Origin of the sequence: Thalassospira sp. MCCC 1A01148 (assembly GCF_001613795.1) — a bacterium.
Taxonomy (GTDB): domain Bacteria; phylum Pseudomonadota; class Alphaproteobacteria; order Rhodospirillales; family Thalassospiraceae; genus Thalassospira.
In genome coordinates this window covers 71,330-87,553 of sequence record NZ_LPVZ01000013.1, presented here as the reverse complement: position 1 = coordinate 87,553, position 16,224 = coordinate 71,330, and the positions used below count along the sequence as shown (strand labels likewise).

Below are 16,224 nucleotides of genomic sequence, written 5' to 3'. Positions count from 1 at the left end.
CCAGATACCCCTGCAACCCATGACATGAGAAATCCGATGCCCGCCCCATCTTCCTTTGGTCAAGGCTTGGCCAACAGCACCACCGATGGCGCGGGCATCAAACTTGAACAGCTTAAAGCACCCTCAAACGAAGACATCGCCGCGATCACCCGGCTTTGGATCGACACCGGCCTGATCCCTGCAATCCGCGATGCCCGGCAGGATATCGAAAATTGCATTACCGCGCGTAACGGCAGCCTCATCGTCGCCCGTATGCCCGAAGATCAACAGATCTTTGCCACGATGATGACCGGACATGACGATGTCTTTGGCTGGATTCATTATCTGGCAATTGCCGAACACGCTCAGGGGTCCGGCATTGGCAGTGAATTGGTGGCGCTGGCCGAAGATATCCTGCGCCTTTCCCGGCTTGGTGAAATCCGGGTCACAATTGAAAACGCCGCAGCGGGTGATTTTTACGCCAAACTCGGCTATGACTTTATTGGAAGCGTCACCGATCAGGATCAACCTGATCCGCCCCAAAACAAAATAATGCGCAAGAGTTTAGACCAATGACCCCATCAAATCCGCGCAAGCTGGAAGTTGTCATCAGCTTCCTTGAAATGCAAAGCCCGCCCGACCGCGCACCTGCCATCGTGCCGCCGGGCAAGGTTGCCATTGTCCGGGCCGAAGAGCCCACCCTGTCATTTTATCGCTACCTTTATAATACAGTTGGCGAGCCGTGGCTGTGGTGGGAACGCCGCCTGATGAGCGACGAGGAACTGGCCCCAATCCTTGCCAAGCCGGAAACCCATGTTTACGTGCTCTATGTCGCTGGCGTGCCTGCCGGTTTCGCCGAGCTTGAACTGGCGTCACTGGAATCCGATGGCGTAATCGATCTGCATTATATGGGTCTGATGCCCGAGTTCATCGGCAAGGGCCTTGGCAAATACCTGCTTGACTGGGCGATTGATACCGCCTGGAGCTTCAAACCCGCGCGCCTGACAGTAAATACCTGCACACTTGATCATCCAAGTGCACTTGGGGCTTATCAAAAGGCAGGTTTTGCGATATACGACCAGCGAACCGATATTGTTGACGATCCGCGCGATACAGGGCTGATCCCGCAAATTGATCATCATGTTGATCATGATGGTCATTCTGGTGGTGAAGCGCCAGATCGCAAAAGTGACACGGAAAATGCAAATAATGCAGATTCCGACACTTTGATCGTTGACTTTCCCGACCGCGCACGGTAACAAGCGCGCCTGAGTTTACCCAAGCCAGAGGATGATGACCCATGGCAGTGCCAAAGAAAAAAGTGACCAAGTCCCGTCAGGGCATGCGTCGCTCGCATGACAAGCTCGCCAAGGGCTCGTACCGCGAAGACAAAGAGACCGGCGAACTGCATCGCCCGCACCACATTGACCTGAACACCGGTATGTACCGTGGTCGTCAGGTGGTCGAGCCGAAGATGTAATTCCGCACCGGAGAGCTTTTGCTCTTTGGCGGTTTGCGACGCTATATATTTCCGCGCCAGTCCATTTGGACTGGCGTCTGGTTTAAAAAGGGATGAAACCGTTTGGTTTCATCCCTTTTTATTCACCCCTACTCAAATCCGTCCGTTCCAGTACCACAGACAATCACACCGACCCGCCCCGGGCTTTTTTCCCCAAGACGGTCGTTCATGACGGCTGCGATCCCGGCCGCCGCCGAAAGCTCGACGGAAATACCAAACTCCTTCCAAAGCCACTTGGCAGATTTTTGCATTTCCTCGTCACTGACAAGTGCAATGCGATCAACATTCTTGCCAATCAGATCGACATTAAGCGCGGATGACTGACGCGGAGCCAGACTGGTGGCTGCTGTATTCACACTCGGCAATGTCACGACTTCGTTGGCCTTGAGGCTTTCAAACAGGGTTGCCGCCCCGGTCGGCTCCACGCCGATCACCCGGATCGACGGGCGCAGCAACCGGGCTGCGGTCGCCACACCGGCAATCAGCCCGCCGCCACCAATCGCGACGACCAGCGTATCAAGGTCTGGTTGCTGTTCCAGAAGCTCAAGCGCGATGGTTCCCTGCCCCGCAATCACCTTCGGATCGGCGAACGGGTGGATATAGGCCATACCGCTTTCATGTGCGTGTTCCATCGCGGCACGGTTGGCATCATCCCAAACAGCTCCGACCAAAGCCACGTCGACACCCTGCGCACGCAGTTTTTTGACCTTGGGCTGCGGGGTATTGGTCGGCAGGAAGATTTTCACCGGCACACCCAGTGTGCGGGCCGCATTGATAACACCCATGCCGTGATTGCCACCCGATGCCGTGCACAGACCGGCAGATCTTTGTGCGGGATCAAGGGCAAGCGCGGCATTCATTGCCCCGCGCGCCTTGAAGGATCCGCTGACCTGCATGTTTTCAAGCTTAAGGAACATCTCGGGGATATGATCCCGGTTCGCAAAGCACGATGTGTCACCAAAATTGCTGACTTCGAAGAGCGGGGTTAGACGGACATGATCCGAAATGGCACGGCGTGCGGCACGAAAATCCTGAAGTTCAATCACAAGGCCCCCTTGATGTTTTCTTGATATTTTTTCGCGGTTATCGCTCGTAAGAAATAGCCCGATGACAGGGTTTGACAATGGCTTTGTCGCAAAAAGCCTTGAATGCATGCCGCCAAGGTGGTTTGTCTTTGAACCATAAGACGTCGCGCCCAAGGAGAACCGCCTGATATGTCATCTCAAAGCCCCAAACATACCGAAACCAAACTGGTCCACGCTGGCCGCCGTTCCAGCCAGTATCACGGCGTGGTCAACCCGCCGGTGTTGCATGCCTCGACCATCCTGTTTGACAGTCTGGCAGAGCTTGAAAAGGCTGGCGCCTCAACACCTGGCAAAGTGACCTATGGCCGCCACGGCACGCCGACCCGCTTTTTGCTGGAAGAAGCCGTTGCCGAACTTGAAGGCGGCTATGGCACGCTTTGCGTTTCCTCGGGCGTTTCGGCCATCACCAATGCCATCCTCGCCTTTCTGAAGCCCGGGGATCATATTCTCGTCACTGACAGCGCCTATTTCCCGACTCGCAACCTGTGCAATACCTTCCTCAAGAAGTTCGGGGTCGAGACGGAATATTATGACCCGACGCTTGGTGGCGATATTGCAGGCCTTATTCGCGATAATACCGCCCTTGTCTGGTGTGAAAGTCCGGGGTCGCTGACCTTTGAAATGCAGGATATCCCGGCAATCGCCAAGGCTGCGCACGCGCGTGATGTTAAGGTCTTGCTTGATAACACCTGGGCTTCCCCGATCCTGTGCCGCCCGTTTGAACTGGGTGTTGATGTGTCGGTCCAGGCGGGCACCAAATACATTGTCGGCCATTCGGACGTCATGCTGGGCACCATCACCACCGCGACCGAGGCAGACCTGCTCACCATCAAGAAGCAGATCCTGATTTCGGGAGACGCCGTTGGTCCGGATGATTGCTACCTTGCCCAGCGTGGCCTGCGCACCCTTGCCGTGCGCCTTAAACAACATCATGAAAGCGGGCTTAAGGTCGCGAAATGGCTGGAAACCCGATCAGAAGTCAAACGCGTGCTGCATCCCGGCCTGCCTGATGATCCGGGGCATGCCATCTGGAAACGCGATTTCAGCGGCGCAAGCGGCCTGTTTTCCTTTGTCATGGAGCCGGTCGAGAAAGCCCAACTCGCCAATATGGTCGATCACATGGAACTGTTTGGCATGGGCTTTAGCTGGGGCGGCTTTGAAAGCCTGATCCTGCCATCCGACCCGACCAAAATCCGCACCGCCACCAATTGGGACGAAGACGGCCAACTGATCCGCCTCCATGTCGGCCTTGAAGATCCCGATGACCTGATTGCGGATCTTGAAGCCGGGTTTGAGCGACTTAAAATGGCCTGAACCCGAAAAACATACCCGAAAAATTATTAAGGGCGCTAAGAGTTCAGCGCCCTTTTTCCGTTCAAACCTGCGAACCGGCGCGACGTCACAGCCACGCAAATAACAGCGATGCAATCACAATCACCGACAGAATGACCCGCAAGTTACCATACCATGATGGGAACTGCACGCTTTTGACAGTCTGCAAGTCAATCAGCAGCATGGCCGCAAAACATGCCGCCAGAACAGGCAAACCAATTGCCATGGGCACAAGCAGTGCCAACCATCCGAACAATGATGGCACCACACTGATGCCAAGCGAAACCCACAAGAACTTGTCGGCAAAAGCGCCCTTATCCAAGGCCGAGATCGCCCTTCCCCAATGCACACCACCCAGAAATGACAAAATCACCGCGCCATAGGCGACAAGGGTAAAATAGGCCAATGACTGATGCGCCGCGGACAAGAAGGCCCCGCCAATCGACAAAGCAACAAACGGGATCGCCCCCGTTAGTCCGAACCAACGCGCCGGCACTGGAATTGACGCAAAGAAATGCTCATCTCCATCAGGGCCAGACGCTGATTGCGGTTTGGTATCTGTTGGTGATTGCTGCTGCACGCCGATGTCCTCTGAAACGGTTCTATCTGCGCTTTACGGAATCGGGCGTCAGGCTGATCACTGTTTTTGATTACGAAAAGTCGCTATCCGCCGCCTTGCACGTGATCTTCCCCGGACATAAGCATACCAAGCAGAGTACATAAATGCTGAGCCGATTAAGCCGAGGCTGTACATAATCGGAATTGAAATCCGTAGATCAGAAAGCAGGAAAATTGCTGTTCCAGACAAAGTAATGCAGCCACCTATAAACATTTTGGCGGCATGCTCGAACCTTGACACCCGATAACCATAAATGGCGAGCGTGCCAATACCGACATATCGTCCAAAGCGATAGCCATGATATACACCGGCGACCCACAAAATCGTTGCAAGCGAATGAGCAAACTGACCGTCAAACACAAAGTAGCCATCAAAGCGTGCGTCAATAAGCCCCAGCAGTCCCGGCCCTATGAAGCCGAGAAAAAGCAGATGCGGTGTTAGCATCCACTTCTTTAACTGCCTCACACAGCTGCTCAAAGGTATGTGCATCTTACCTATATCACTGTTTCGGACTTAAATTGATGATCAAGCGCCCGATGTCAACTTTCGCATCACCGGCGCAAAGCCTGCGGACAGGATAAAGATCGCCGCAGCCGAAATCACGATGCTCGGCCCTGCGGGCGTATCAACGTGCCATGAGAGGGCAATCCCCGCCAGCACAGATGCCGCGCCAAACAGCCCGGCACCAATCGCCATTTGTTCAGGTGTCCGGGCAAAGAAGCGCGCACTGGCAGCCGGGACGATCAAAAGGGCTGTAATCAGCAAAACCCCGACAATCTTGATCGCCATGCCGATCACAAGCGCCATCAGCAGCATGAAAACAAGGCGCAACCGTTCGACCGGAATGCCTTCAGCAGCAGCAATTTCCGGGCTGACTGTCAGGGCAAGCAGTGGCCGCCACATCCAGGCCAGCACGCAAAAGGCAAAAGCCCCGCCGACAGCCAGAAGCAATATGTCCCCGGTATTGATCGCAAGAATATCACCAAACAGATAGGCCATCAGATCAACCGCGACCCCTTGCACGAAGGCCAGCGCGACCATGCCCAGCGCAAGGGTTGAATGGGCAAGCATACCGAGCACCGTGTCACTGCCGATGCGTGCCTGGCGCTGCCCATAGGATAAAAGCAGCGCCGCAACAAGACAGGTCGCGATCATACCGATCCGGATATCGACCCCGATCAACAGACCAAGAGCCACACCCAGCAATGCCGTATGGGCCAACATGTCGCCAAAGAACGCCATGCGCCGCCAGACAATAAAGGCCCCAAACGGCCCGCAGACAACGGCCAGCAAAACACCGCCCAAAATCGCACGGAACAGGAAATCGTCCATCATTGATTTGTTTCCGCCCCTTCTTTGACGGTCGTAACATGGTCATGTGCATGATGGTGATGGTCATGCGAATGATCGTGACCACATCCCGCCACAACATGACGCGACAGATCATGTTCGTGATCATGTTCGTGGGTGTAGATGCCAATCGCATCCGCCTCGCGCACGCCAAACAGCGACCGGTATTCCGGGTGCTGGCGCACGGTTTCGGGCTGTCCATGGCAACAGACATGCCGATTGAAACACACCACCTGATTGGTCTTGGCCATCACAAGATGCAAATCATGTGAAATCATCAGAACGGCGCAATCAAGTTCGTGACGGATTTCATCGATCAGACGATAAAGCTCTGCCTGCCCCGAAACATCCACGCCCTGTGTGGGTTCATCAAGCACAAGCAAATGCGGACGCAGCAAAAGGGTGCGCGCCAGCATGACGCGCTGTGTCTCGCCACCTGAAAGCTGGCTCATCTGCGCATCAATCACATGCCCTGCCCCGACCTGCGCCAGAACGCCTTCGCACTCCGCGCGGCTGACGGACCGGGTCAGGGTCAGGAATCGCTTTACGGTCATCGGCAAAACCTGATCAATGGCAAGCTTCTGGGGCACATAGCCGATCGTTAGTCCCTGCTTGCGCACGACTTCACCGCTGTCAGGCTTCTGCAACCCCAACAATGTTTTGACCAGTGTGGATTTGCCAGCCCCATTCGGCCCGATCAGGGTAATGATCTCGCCCGGATGAATGGCAAGCGACACCTGATCAAGAACTCGCTCATTGCCAAAGGAAAGAACAAGGTCACGGCCTTCAATGAGTGGCGCAGTCATGGCACAGCCCCTTGATCTCGACCGTGGTCGCCTGAATGGTAAAACCGACACTGCGGGCCGCCTTGCGCACCGCGTTGCTCATGTCCTCGTTCACGGCCTCGGCCACGCGGCCACAATCAGTACAGATGAAATACTGCCCCAGATGTTCGCAATCGGGCCGGTCACAGCCGAAATAGGCATTAAGCGACTCAATTCTGTGCACCAGTCCAAGCTCGGTCAGGAATTCCAGCGCGCGATAAACCGTTGGCGGCTGCACCCGCTGCCCCTCGGCAGTCAGCGCATCAAGCAGCTCATAGGCCGTGACCGCCTTGTGCGATTGCCAGATCAGGGTAAAAACCTTGCGGCGCATGTCGGTAAAGCGCGCATTTTCGCTGTCACAGACTTTCTCTGCCTGCGCAAGTGCGCTATGCACACATCTGTCGTGATCATGGCCCTTTTTGGGGAAAAGATCGCTCATAGCTGAATATCTCGTATCGACGGCGTTCTGATTTTGGCGGCTTTGGCCCAACCGATTTCAAAAAACCGTGGCATCTGATGAAATGTTATAATATATCATTTTCTGACGTGCGAAACGTTAAAAGTCAACCACCATCGACCGGAGCTTCCCCATGACGGGCTCAAATGCACAGATTGCCGACAAACTGAAATTCAACGAAAATGGCCTGATTCCGGCAATCGCCCAGCAACATGACAGTGGCGAAGTCCTGATGATGGCGTGGATGAACCGCGATGCGGTGCTTGAAACGCTTGAAACCGGCCGGGTATGCTATTTCTCGCGCTCGCGCGGGAAACTCTGGCGCAAGGGTGAAAGCTCCGGCCAGGTGCAGAAACTGGTCGATTTCCGCTATGACTGTGACATGGACACCATTCTGGTCGAAGTCGATCAGATCGGGGTGGCCTGCCACACCGGACGGCGCAACTGTTTCTATTTCGCCGCCCGTGATGGCAAGGAAGTCGCGATTTCCGAACCGGAAATATCGACCGAAGAACTTTACGGCAAGAAATAGCCCCCGCCCCAAATCCCACGCCCAGCGCAAAAGACCTGATTGATCATGGCCCTTTCCAACGAACAGTTTGACCGCATCGCCACCACCGTCATTACCGGCTTTCTGGGCAGTGGCAAGACCACGCTGCTGAATGCCCTGCTGACACAGGATGGCATGGATAAGACGGCGGTCCTGATCAACGAGTTCGGCGAAATCGGGCTGGATCATTTGCTGGTGCGTGAAGTTTCCGAAGATGTGGTGTTGCTCAATTCAGGCTGTATTTGCTGTTCGGTGCGCGGTGATCTGATTTCGGGTCTGCGTGACTTGTTTGTCAAACGCACGCGCGGTGAAATCCCGGAATTTGACCGGGTGATCATTGAAACCACCGGCCTTGCAGATCCGGCCCCGATCCTGCACACCCTGATGACCGACCCGCTTCTGACCACCAAGTTCCGCCTGGATAGCGTGGTGACCACGGTCGACGCGCTTCATGGTGCAGGCCAGCTTGATAATCACCCCGAAAGCGTCAAGCAGGCCGCTGTTGCCGACCGCATCCTGATGACCAAGGCCGATCTGGCCGATGACGCGACGCGCACCACACTTGAAAGCCGCCTGCGTGCCCTCAACCCCGCCGCCCCGATCTATCCGGTGATCAATGGCGATATTGCGGTTTCAAAACTGTTCAATGCCGGTCTGTATGATCCGGCGACCAAAAGCATGGATGTGCAAAAATGGCTACGCGACGAAGCCTATGAGCATCATGGCGACGAGCATCATCATGATGCTCATGACCACGGACACGGACATGAGCACGGTCATTCCCACGATCACGAACACCACCATAATCACAGCCACGACGTGAACCGTCATGACGACCACATCCGGTCATTTTGCATCACCTTTGATGAACCGATCCACTGGGATGCCTTTGTCACCTGGGCCGAAATCTTTACCCAGATGCGCGGCGAAAGCCTGTTGCGGGTAAAGGGCATCCTTAATCTGGTCGGCGAAGACGCCCCGGTGGCCATTCACGCCGTGCAGCATGTTTTCCATCCACCGGCATCCCTGCCCGCATGGCCAAGCGATGATCATCGGTCCAAAATCGTCTTCATCACAAGGGATCTTGGCCCGCAGGTGATCCGTGAATCCCTTTATCATCTTAATGCCGCGGCTAGCGAAACCGCAGATGGCAACACGCCGGAATAATAATCCACCGCGTTTGAGCCACATCAAGGATCACCCCCGGCAGATGGGGCAATCTCTGCCTTGGCTTGATACAGCCTCACTCTAAGTCCTGAACTTCGGGCGACCCATTATCCTCGGTCGCCCTTTTTCTTTGCCCGAACACCGCCATCGGCAATCGACAAACAGCACACCTTCCCCCATTGCACAGCGCCAGTCATCCTGATGTACAGGTTGCACAAAGCGACATGTGGACTAAATCAGGGTCAAATCGGGCAAACTGAAACCGGATCGTCATTTGCGCATGATACCGGAAAGCCCCACAATCAGAACAAACACAACAAACAAAAGGCATAGGGGGTAAACCAGCATGATTTACCGAAACTGGCAGGGCATTGAAATCCCGGCCCTTGGCTTTGGCACCTACGAGCTCAATAACGACGAAGCCGCCGAGATGATCGCAGAGGCCGCAAAGATCGGCTATCGTCATTTCGATACCGCCCAGATGTATCACAACGAAGAAGGTGTCGGTCGCGGCCTTAAGGCATCCGGCCTTGCGCGCGACGACTATTTTGTCACCACCAAGATCTGGTATGACAAATTCCAAAGTGGTGATTTGCAGACATCTGTGGTCGAAAGCGCACGCAAGCTCGATCTGGACCATGTTGACCTGCTGCTTCTGCACTGGCCAAATGATGACGTTCCGCTCGAAGAAACCATGGCGGCCTTGAACGAGGTCAAAAACCTCGGAATGACGCGCCTGATCGGGATTTCAAACTTCCCGACAGCCCTGATCGAAAAGGCCGTGTCGCTGACCGATGCGCCGCTTACAGTCAATCAGGTCGAATATCACCCCTATCTTGACCAGTCCAAGGTGCTCGAAAGTGTTCGGGCGCATGACATGCTGCTGACCGCCTATTGCCCGATTGCGCGCGGCAACGTCATGAAGGATGCGACGCTCAAGGCCATCGGCGAAAAATACGGCAAGTCGCCGGTGCAAGTAACCCTGCGCTGGTTGCTGCAACAAGACAGTGTCATGGCGATCCCGAAATCGGGCTCCCCCAAAAATGCCGCGGCCAATTTCGATATCTTTGATTTCGAGCTTTCGGAAAACGACATGGACGCAATCCATGATCTTGCCAATCCGAACGGTCGTCTGATTGATCCATCCTTTGCCCCCAAATGGGATAAAGCCGCCTGATCGCGGGCACCCCAACAGGCGCAAACACGCATGAATTTACCAAGACCGGCCCCTTTCGGGTCGGTCTTTTGCGTTTGAAGGTAAAGGCACACCAAAAACGCGCAATTTACGCCCCCTCCTTGCGCACAGCTTGTTTCGCACCTGCGAAAAGCGTATTTTTATCAAGGAACAAGACCTGATCTGATCAACCAATTGGCAGCAATTTGCTTATGAGCACCGAAAACACAACCGATACAGCAACCACCACCAGCACACCGAAAAAGGACGATATCGCTCATCGCCCGTATGAGGATGTTCTGGCCCTGTTGCTGGGCACCATGGTGGTGTCACTTGGTGTGACACTCTATAGCGAAAGCATCCTTGTCACCGGCAGCACCGCCGGCGCTGCCCTTCTGATCGAACATGCCACGGGACTGTCGTTTGGCGTGATCTTCTTTCTGATCAACCTGCCCTTTTACTGGCTGGCTTTCAAACGCATGGGCAAGGCATTCACCATCAAGACCTTCATCGCCGTTGGTCTGGTCTCGGCCTTCTCGAAACTGACCCCGATGCTGGTGGCGTTCGACACGCTCAACCCGGTATATGCCGCCGTTGCCGGGGGTGCGCTGATGGGCATTGGCTTGCTCATGCTGTTTCGCCATCGCGCGGGCCTTGGCGGGATTAATATCCTCGCCCTCTACCTTCAGGAAAACTTCAACATCCGCGCTGGTTACTTCCAGCTCGCCGTCGATATGGTGATCCTCGTCTGCGCCTTCCTGACCCTGCCCTTCGACAAGGTCCTGCTCTCCATCCTCGGCGCAGTCGTGTTGAACCTGATCATCGCTCTCAACCACCGTCCGGGTCGGTATTTCTCAGCGCGGTAACTAGGCGAGTTCTCAGGAGGCATTATCGTTGACAGGCTGCTTCCCGCGGCAAACGCGAGTACCCATCACATCACTTCAAAACGCTAGGCCCTGCAAAACATTGTCAAACTGAAATCGCCCTAATTCACAATTAAATATTCATTTTACATATACCAAAACTCTATAAATCGAAGTCTCGCCGATCTAAATAATCCCAAAAAATTGAACATCCATTGCCGATAATCCAAATTACAGCGGAAGAAAACAAAATAAACCCATCACTTATATAAAAAAATATTAGAAAACACACAGAAACAGCCAAATATAACGGATACTTATAAATATTGTCTCTCCTTAATTTCATTTCCTCTCTTTTTGATAAACTGATTTTCTTATAAAAATTAACCCACCGGAAAAATGAATCTATTGCATTCAAAAACCCCACAGAATACGCTATAGTAAACGACAACATAAAATTAACTTCAATATATCCATTTACATCAAAAATAGCCAATATAAGAACGAAAACAAGAGAAGCCCTAAGAAATACACACCATTTTATTCCAAAGTATTTTCTATAGACAATTGCTAAATTCGCCATCCACCCCTCTCCATCTCTTATTCCAATACTCGCACTAGGTATCACACGTGTCGTGTCACTGCTCCAGCGTTGACTTTCGAATCCCTAGAAGCACAAATATCAGATTGCAGAAAGCACCTTGAGGAGTTTCTCAAAGAAAAGGAGAATATTACACTTATTTGAGCGACCTCTGAGAGAACCAGACAGTTAGCGCTGATTTTGGAAAAATGGCGATCCCTGCAGGACTCGAACCTGCAACCTACAGATTAGAAGTCTGTTGCTCTATCCAGTTGAGCTAAGGGACCGCTGGGTGGGGTGGTTACGAACCCCGGGGCATGGCATTGGGCGCCTGCCCGACTGTGTTCACAGGATTTAACGTCCCCTGTCAGACGAAACGGGGCGGAAATCCGCCCCGAGAATTGGTCAGATGCCAGTGGCAACTTTCAGATCAGACAACGCGTTTGAACGCGAAGTTATCAGCATAGGTCTTGATCTGCATTTTGCGCGGTTTCGGCATTTCGATGTCCGCGGTCAGCTTGTGCTTGGCGGCAAAGGCCTGCGCTTCTTCGAGGGTTTCGAAATACATGCGGACCTGACCACGGGTATCAGTAGATCCGATCCAGCCCATCAGCTGATCGGCAATCTTTTTCGCACCCGGTTCAAATTCCATCACCCAGTGCTTGGTCGCAGCCTGACCGGACTGCATGGCGTTCTTGGCAGGTTTGTAAACACGGACCTTCATCGGGACCCTCGTCTTGACCTTCGGGATAAGATGATGATGGCAGTTAAACGGGTCTCTCTAACCCCTGCTATCTCTTCATCTTTTACACCTTTTATCGTTACTTGGAAATCCCGTTGGGCGTCCGAAAAACAATAAAAGGGGAAATGGTCGGGAAGGCGAGATTCGAACTCGCGACCCCCTGCTCCCAAAGCAGGTACGCTACCAGACTGCGCTACTCCCCGACGCGGATGTGGATTTAGCACCATCTTGCTGGGTGGGCAAGACCGCATTATGCGTTTTTGTCGAAAAATTGACCCAAGCAGCAATTCAAAAACCAAAGGCCGCAGATATCATCTGCGGCCTTGCTATTGCTGATTGATCTTTTGCCATGTGGCGCAAAGCGGCCTGCCCGGATTATCGCGGCAGGCCTTCGACCTTTTCGCCAACCTCGAACCCCATCCGGTCCGAAGACCCGCCATTCAGCTCAAGCACAAAGCGCACAGGCCTTGGCGACGGAATGATGGTTTCTGATTGTGGCACCGTGCGTTTTTCAATGCCGACAATTGTGCCATCGGCCTTGATGAACAGCATATCAAGCGAAATGAAGGTGTTTTTCATCCACATCGAAATGTCACGTGGACCGCCGAAGTCAAACAGCATTCCGGCATCATCAGCCATTTCGGTGCGATACATCAGGCCGCGCGAGCGTTCTTCGGGTGTGATGGCCAGTTCAACATTGAAGACTTCGCCATCAACAAGAAGACGCGACCGTTCAAATCCGGTTGCCTTTGCATTCAGCCCGGCAACAACCGCCGCGCTGATAAAGCACACAACCAAAGTCATCTGAAAGAACGACTTCATACCCCATATCCTCTTAGTCTTTTGACGCGATCCCGGACCTCGTCCCGGATGGCGCCACCCCGCCATGGATCCGCAAGTGTTGTAAACAACTCACTTGCCGGCTGTCTGCCACGACTATGCGACCATTTTATGACACGCAGGATATTTTCCGCTGTGATGGGTAACACATCAGGTATTTCGATCCCGTTAATGGTTGCCCACACCCCGGACCAACAGCGCGCAACGCCATATGGACTATATCCTCCGCCTCCCAGAACAAGACTTCGGGGCGCCAATCGGGTCATCGCCCCCACGACTTCCCAGATCGACTGGTTGCCCAAAAGCTGTCTGGACAGTGGATCTTCAGCAAGAGTATCACATCCACATTGTAAAACAATAGCTTGGGGCGCAAAACTTAATCCAAGAGGAATCAAATATTCAAACAGGACATAGCGCATCTCGTCATCATGCATGCCGCCGGGCACCGGCAAATTACGCGCCAAACCACCCGCAATATCATCAATCGCGCCGGTTTTCGGCCACAGGTCTTCCTGATGCATTGATACGGTCAAAACCCGCTCATCCTCGGCAAAGGCATACTGCACGCCGTCCCCGTGATGGGCATCAATATCGACATACAAGACCCGATCCAGCCCGGAATCGAGCAAGGCATAAATGCCCAGAACCGGGTCATTGAAGTAACAAAAGCCCGATGCCCGGTCTTTGAGCCCATGATGAGTCCCGCCAGCCGGATGATGAATGATGCCGCCATCCTTGATCAGGTTGGCTGCCATCACCGATGATCCGGCAGCAGTCGCCGGACGCCGGAAAATTTCCGGATAGATCGGATTGCCATTCTTGCCCAGACCGAACCGCTCCATCATTTCCGGCGGCAAGGATTGATCGCGCTCGGCCTGCATGACGGCTGCGATATAATCCGGGTCATGAAAGCGCGCGAGTTGGTCGGGCGTTGCAACGGGCCCGGTCAAATAGGTGGCCTCATCCACCCAGCCCAGCGCATGCACCATATCGACCACCAGCGACACACGCGGGATCGCCAATGGATGCTTCGGCCCATAGCTTGAGCCACGATAAATCTCGGCCGCGATCATGCGCGGGGCGGGATCGACAATACGATGGCCAGGTATCTCGTCAGAAAGGATCACAATGGCACGCGGGGCAGATTTGGTTGCGGTGCCAAAAGCATTGACCGTTTCACGATGCTCTTTCAAGTTCTGTTTTGTGCAGTCCCGGGCGCGGCACCTATTAATTTGGTTTGAATGGCTCACCGGATTTCATCGGCATAAGCGGCTTCAAGGCGATTGACGGACACTGTGACTTCCCGCAAGCTTTGACCATCGCCAAACACCTTGCTGCCGCCAACCTGAAAGGCTGTGCCGTGCCATCGCCCCGCCGCATTCGTTACCGCCGCCTTGTCAGGGTGGCGTTTATTCTGTTGGTGCTGCTTGTTGCTGTTCCCGGAAGTCTCGCACTTATCGGATTGTCTGACTTTGATATCAGCAACCGCCCGACTGAACAGATCAGCTTTGCACACGATGGTGCTGTTCTGTCTGGTAGCCTGATCTTGCCTGGTGCGCAGCACACAGGCCCGATTGCCCTTCTGGTTCACGGCGATGGTCCGCAGGACCGCTTTGCGGACGATGGCTATTTACCCCTGATCAATGCCCTGCTTGATCGCGGGATCGGTATTTACAGCTGGGACAAGGCCGGGGTCGGCGAAAGTACGGGAAACTGGCTTTCGCAATCCATGAATGATCGCGCAAACGAAGCCGTTGCGGCATATAAGGCAATCAAAACCGCCCATCCCGACAGCGGGCAAAAAATCGGCTTTATCGGCTTTTCTCAGGCTGGCTGGGTGATCCCCAAGGCATCGCGAATGATCCCGGACAATGCTTTTAATGTCATCATTGGCGGGGCCGTGAACTGGCAAAACCAGGGCGATTTTTATACACGCCAACGCCTGTTGGCCGATGGTACAACACAAGCAGAGATTAATGATCAAATCGAACGCAACCACGTCCGTGACGCCGTGATCTTTGCACCTGACGCAACGTATGAAACCTACCTTGCAAATATCGATGATCAGCATCCGATGCCATACGGCAGGTTCGAGTTTGTCAAACGCAACATCACATCTGACGCAACGGCGGACCTTGGATTGCTTGAAACACCGACGCTTGCCATGTGGGGGCGCGATGATCTGAATGTGGATGCGAAAACCGATGCTGCGATCTATCGCGATATCCTGATCGGCCGACATCCTGAAAATGAGGTAATTGTCATCCCCGATGCCACGCACGCGTTGCTCAGAAGCAATCTGTTTAACTATCAGCTAAGCAGTGAAATGCCGACTTCCCGGCAGATGCTGTATGTTGCCCTTGGGCGGTATGCCTATGTGCCCGGCACGTTCGACAAGATTGCTGACTGGATCAAACAGGTTGTTGCGCGCACTTAGTTCAAAGCGCGCAGGTCAAGATGCATGGTCGTTGAAGCTTCGAACCCGAACAGGTGGCGCAAGGGGCCGATGTCACTGGTTTCAATCGCGCGATAGCCACAACGTTCATAAAGGGCGCGAGCACGCGGATTGATATCGATAACATCAAGACGAACTGTACCAAGCCCCTGATCGCGCGCCGTCCGCGCCACCGCATCCAGAAGTGCGGTACCGACACCCTGCCCGCGCGCTTCTGGAGCAACGAAGATACCATCCATCAACAAAACGTCATCGACAAGGGCGCGCTCAAGCAATTGCAGCAATATGCCACGCCATAGCCCACCCCACGATCCATAAATGGCGCAAAGGTCTTCAAGCGTTCCGCCGACAAAGGCACCTTTTGGTGTCTTGAACCCGGCAACACCCAGCAACCTGCCATCACTGTCTATTGCGCAGATCGCGTGATCGGACCTGATGACACGCCGGACAAATGCCAGTGCCTTGTCTTCCGGGGCCATAAGTTTTGAAAGCTTCTGCCGGAAGGCCTCCCAGAACAAAGAACAGGCCTGTTCCTTGTGCTGCTCTGCCAACCCCGACTGGATGATAAATCCCTGACGATCCATATCTTTTATTCCGACACACTGGCACGTGGGCAAATGATCTTGCCACTTTTGCGCTGTTCAAACAAATGGGCGATCCAGCCCGACGCATTGCCTTTCCGGTCAAC

General features: G+C 54.0%; 19 protein-coding genes and 2 tRNA genes. 9 read left to right on the top strand and 12 right to left on the bottom strand.

The features are described from left to right. Positions 1 to 36: 36 nt before the first annotated feature. The 3 genes from AUQ43_RS05970 to rpmF are packed head-to-tail and all read left to right on the top strand — an operon-like array spanning position 37 to position 1,459. A complete protein-coding gene (locus AUQ43_RS05970) occupies positions 37 to 555 on the top strand; it encodes a GNAT family N-acetyltransferase (RefSeq protein ID WP_181838546.1) in 519 nt (172 codons plus the stop codon). Beyond that, positions 552 to 1,238, top strand: a complete 687-nt coding sequence (locus AUQ43_RS05965) for a GNAT family N-acetyltransferase (RefSeq protein ID WP_062955351.1) — start codon at positions 552 to 554, stop codon at positions 1,236 to 1,238. Before AUQ43_RS05970 ends, AUQ43_RS05965 begins: the two co-directional genes overlap by 4 nt. 41 nt (positions 1,239 to 1,279) lie before the next feature. Then, positions 1,280 to 1,459, top strand: a complete 180-nt coding sequence (gene rpmF, locus AUQ43_RS05960) for a 50S ribosomal protein L32 (protein WP_062951864.1) — start codon at positions 1,280 to 1,282, stop codon at positions 1,457 to 1,459. A gap of 128 nt (positions 1,460 to 1,587) precedes the next feature. Here the strand turns inward: rpmF and AUQ43_RS05955 are convergent, their stop codons facing one another. Further along, positions 1,588 to 2,544, bottom strand: a complete 957-nt coding sequence (locus tag AUQ43_RS05955; RefSeq protein ID WP_062955400.1) for a threonine/serine dehydratase — start codon at positions 2,542 to 2,544, stop codon at positions 1,588 to 1,590. 168 nt (positions 2,545 to 2,712) lie between these two features. On the opposite strand from AUQ43_RS05955, the gene metC reads away from it, so the two are divergent. Continuing rightward, a complete protein-coding gene (gene metC, locus AUQ43_RS05950; protein ID WP_062955350.1) occupies positions 2,713 to 3,897 on the top strand; it encodes a cystathionine beta-lyase in 1,185 nt (394 codons plus the stop codon). A gap of 85 nt (positions 3,898 to 3,982) precedes the next feature. Here metC and AUQ43_RS05945 read toward each other — a convergent pair whose 3' ends face one another. From AUQ43_RS05945 to AUQ43_RS05925, 5 genes are all read right to left on the bottom strand, one after another. Beyond that, entirely contained in the window at positions 3,983 to 4,495 is a 513-nt protein-coding gene (locus AUQ43_RS05945) for a DUF3429 domain-containing protein (protein WP_062955349.1), read from the bottom strand. Between the two features lie 57 nt (positions 4,496 to 4,552). After that, positions 4,553 to 4,978, bottom strand: a complete 426-nt coding sequence (locus tag AUQ43_RS05940; protein ID WP_114129824.1) for a hypothetical protein — start codon at positions 4,976 to 4,978, stop codon at positions 4,553 to 4,555. Between the two features lie 81 nt (positions 4,979 to 5,059). Further along, positions 5,060 to 5,869: an iron chelate uptake ABC transporter family permease subunit gene (locus tag AUQ43_RS05935; RefSeq protein ID WP_198157153.1), complete on the bottom strand. Its 810-nt coding sequence runs from the start codon at positions 5,867 to 5,869 to the stop codon at positions 5,060 to 5,062. Then, positions 5,866 to 6,690, bottom strand: coding sequence for a zinc ABC transporter ATP-binding protein ZnuC (gene znuC / locus AUQ43_RS05930; RefSeq protein WP_062955346.1), 825 nt, complete (start codon positions 6,688 to 6,690; stop codon positions 5,866 to 5,868). The genes AUQ43_RS05935 and znuC overlap by 4 nt, the downstream gene beginning before the upstream one ends. Next, a complete protein-coding gene (locus tag AUQ43_RS05925) occupies positions 6,671 to 7,147 on the bottom strand; it encodes a Fur family transcriptional regulator (protein ID WP_008890884.1) in 477 nt (158 codons plus the stop codon). The genes znuC and AUQ43_RS05925 overlap by 20 nt, the downstream gene beginning before the upstream one ends. Positions 7,148 to 7,298: 151 nt before the next feature. Here AUQ43_RS05925 and hisI point away from each other — a divergent pair, with 151 nt between their 5' ends. From hisI to AUQ43_RS05905, 4 genes are all read left to right on the top strand, one after another. Further along, positions 7,299 to 7,697 (top strand): phosphoribosyl-AMP cyclohydrolase, encoded by a 399-nt coding sequence (gene hisI / locus AUQ43_RS05920; RefSeq protein WP_062955345.1) that lies wholly within the window; start codon positions 7,299 to 7,301, stop codon positions 7,695 to 7,697. A 45-nt stretch (positions 7,698 to 7,742) separates the two neighbouring features. Next, on the top strand, positions 7,743 to 8,882 hold the full coding sequence (locus AUQ43_RS05915) for a GTP-binding protein (protein WP_062955344.1): 1,140 nt from the start codon (positions 7,743 to 7,745) through the stop codon (positions 8,880 to 8,882). 346 nt (positions 8,883 to 9,228) lie between these two features. Continuing rightward, positions 9,229 to 10,059 carry an aldo/keto reductase gene (locus AUQ43_RS05910; protein ID WP_062955343.1) on the top strand — a complete coding sequence of 277 codons (831 nt, stop codon included), beginning with the start codon at positions 9,229 to 9,231 and terminating at the stop codon, positions 10,057 to 10,059. A 209-nt stretch (positions 10,060 to 10,268) separates the two neighbouring features. Beyond that, a complete protein-coding gene (locus AUQ43_RS05905; RefSeq protein ID WP_062955342.1) occupies positions 10,269 to 10,922 on the top strand; it encodes a YitT family protein in 654 nt (217 codons plus the stop codon). A gap of 787 nt (positions 10,923 to 11,709) precedes the next feature. On the opposite strand, the gene AUQ43_RS05895 is transcribed toward AUQ43_RS05905, so the two are convergent. The 5 genes from AUQ43_RS05895 to AUQ43_RS05875 form a co-directional block, all read right to left on the bottom strand. Continuing rightward, positions 11,710 to 11,786: transfer RNA gene (locus tag AUQ43_RS05895), tRNA-Arg, on the bottom strand. A 143-nt stretch (positions 11,787 to 11,929) separates the two neighbouring features. Next, positions 11,930 to 12,223, bottom strand: coding sequence for an ETC complex I subunit (locus AUQ43_RS05890; protein WP_062955340.1), 294 nt, complete (start codon positions 12,221 to 12,223; stop codon positions 11,930 to 11,932). A 144-nt stretch (positions 12,224 to 12,367) separates the two neighbouring features. After that, positions 12,368 to 12,444: transfer RNA gene (locus AUQ43_RS05885), tRNA-Pro, on the bottom strand. A 172-nt stretch (positions 12,445 to 12,616) separates the two neighbouring features. Further along, complete coding sequence (locus AUQ43_RS05880; protein ID WP_062955339.1) at positions 12,617 to 13,063, bottom strand: DUF192 domain-containing protein; 447 nt, start codon at positions 13,061 to 13,063, stop codon at positions 12,617 to 12,619. Further along, entirely contained in the window at positions 13,060 to 14,274 is a 1,215-nt protein-coding gene (locus AUQ43_RS05875; protein WP_084272006.1) for an acetoin utilization protein AcuC, read from the bottom strand. Before AUQ43_RS05875 ends, AUQ43_RS05880 begins: the two co-directional genes overlap by 4 nt. Positions 14,275 to 14,318: 44 nt before the next feature. Between AUQ43_RS05875 and AUQ43_RS05870 the strand changes: the two genes are divergently transcribed. Continuing rightward, positions 14,319 to 15,518, top strand: coding sequence for a S9 family peptidase (locus tag AUQ43_RS05870; RefSeq protein WP_232310600.1), 1,200 nt, complete (start codon positions 14,319 to 14,321; stop codon positions 15,516 to 15,518). On the opposite strand, the gene AUQ43_RS05865 is transcribed toward AUQ43_RS05870, so the two are convergent. Next, the gene (locus tag AUQ43_RS05865) at positions 15,515 to 16,120 is read right to left on the bottom strand and encodes a GNAT family N-acetyltransferase (RefSeq protein WP_062955338.1); all 606 of its coding nucleotides are present in this window, start codon (positions 16,118 to 16,120) and stop codon (positions 15,515 to 15,517) included. The genes AUQ43_RS05870 and AUQ43_RS05865 overlap by 4 nt on opposite strands. Positions 16,121 to 16,224 lie beyond the last annotated feature (104 nt).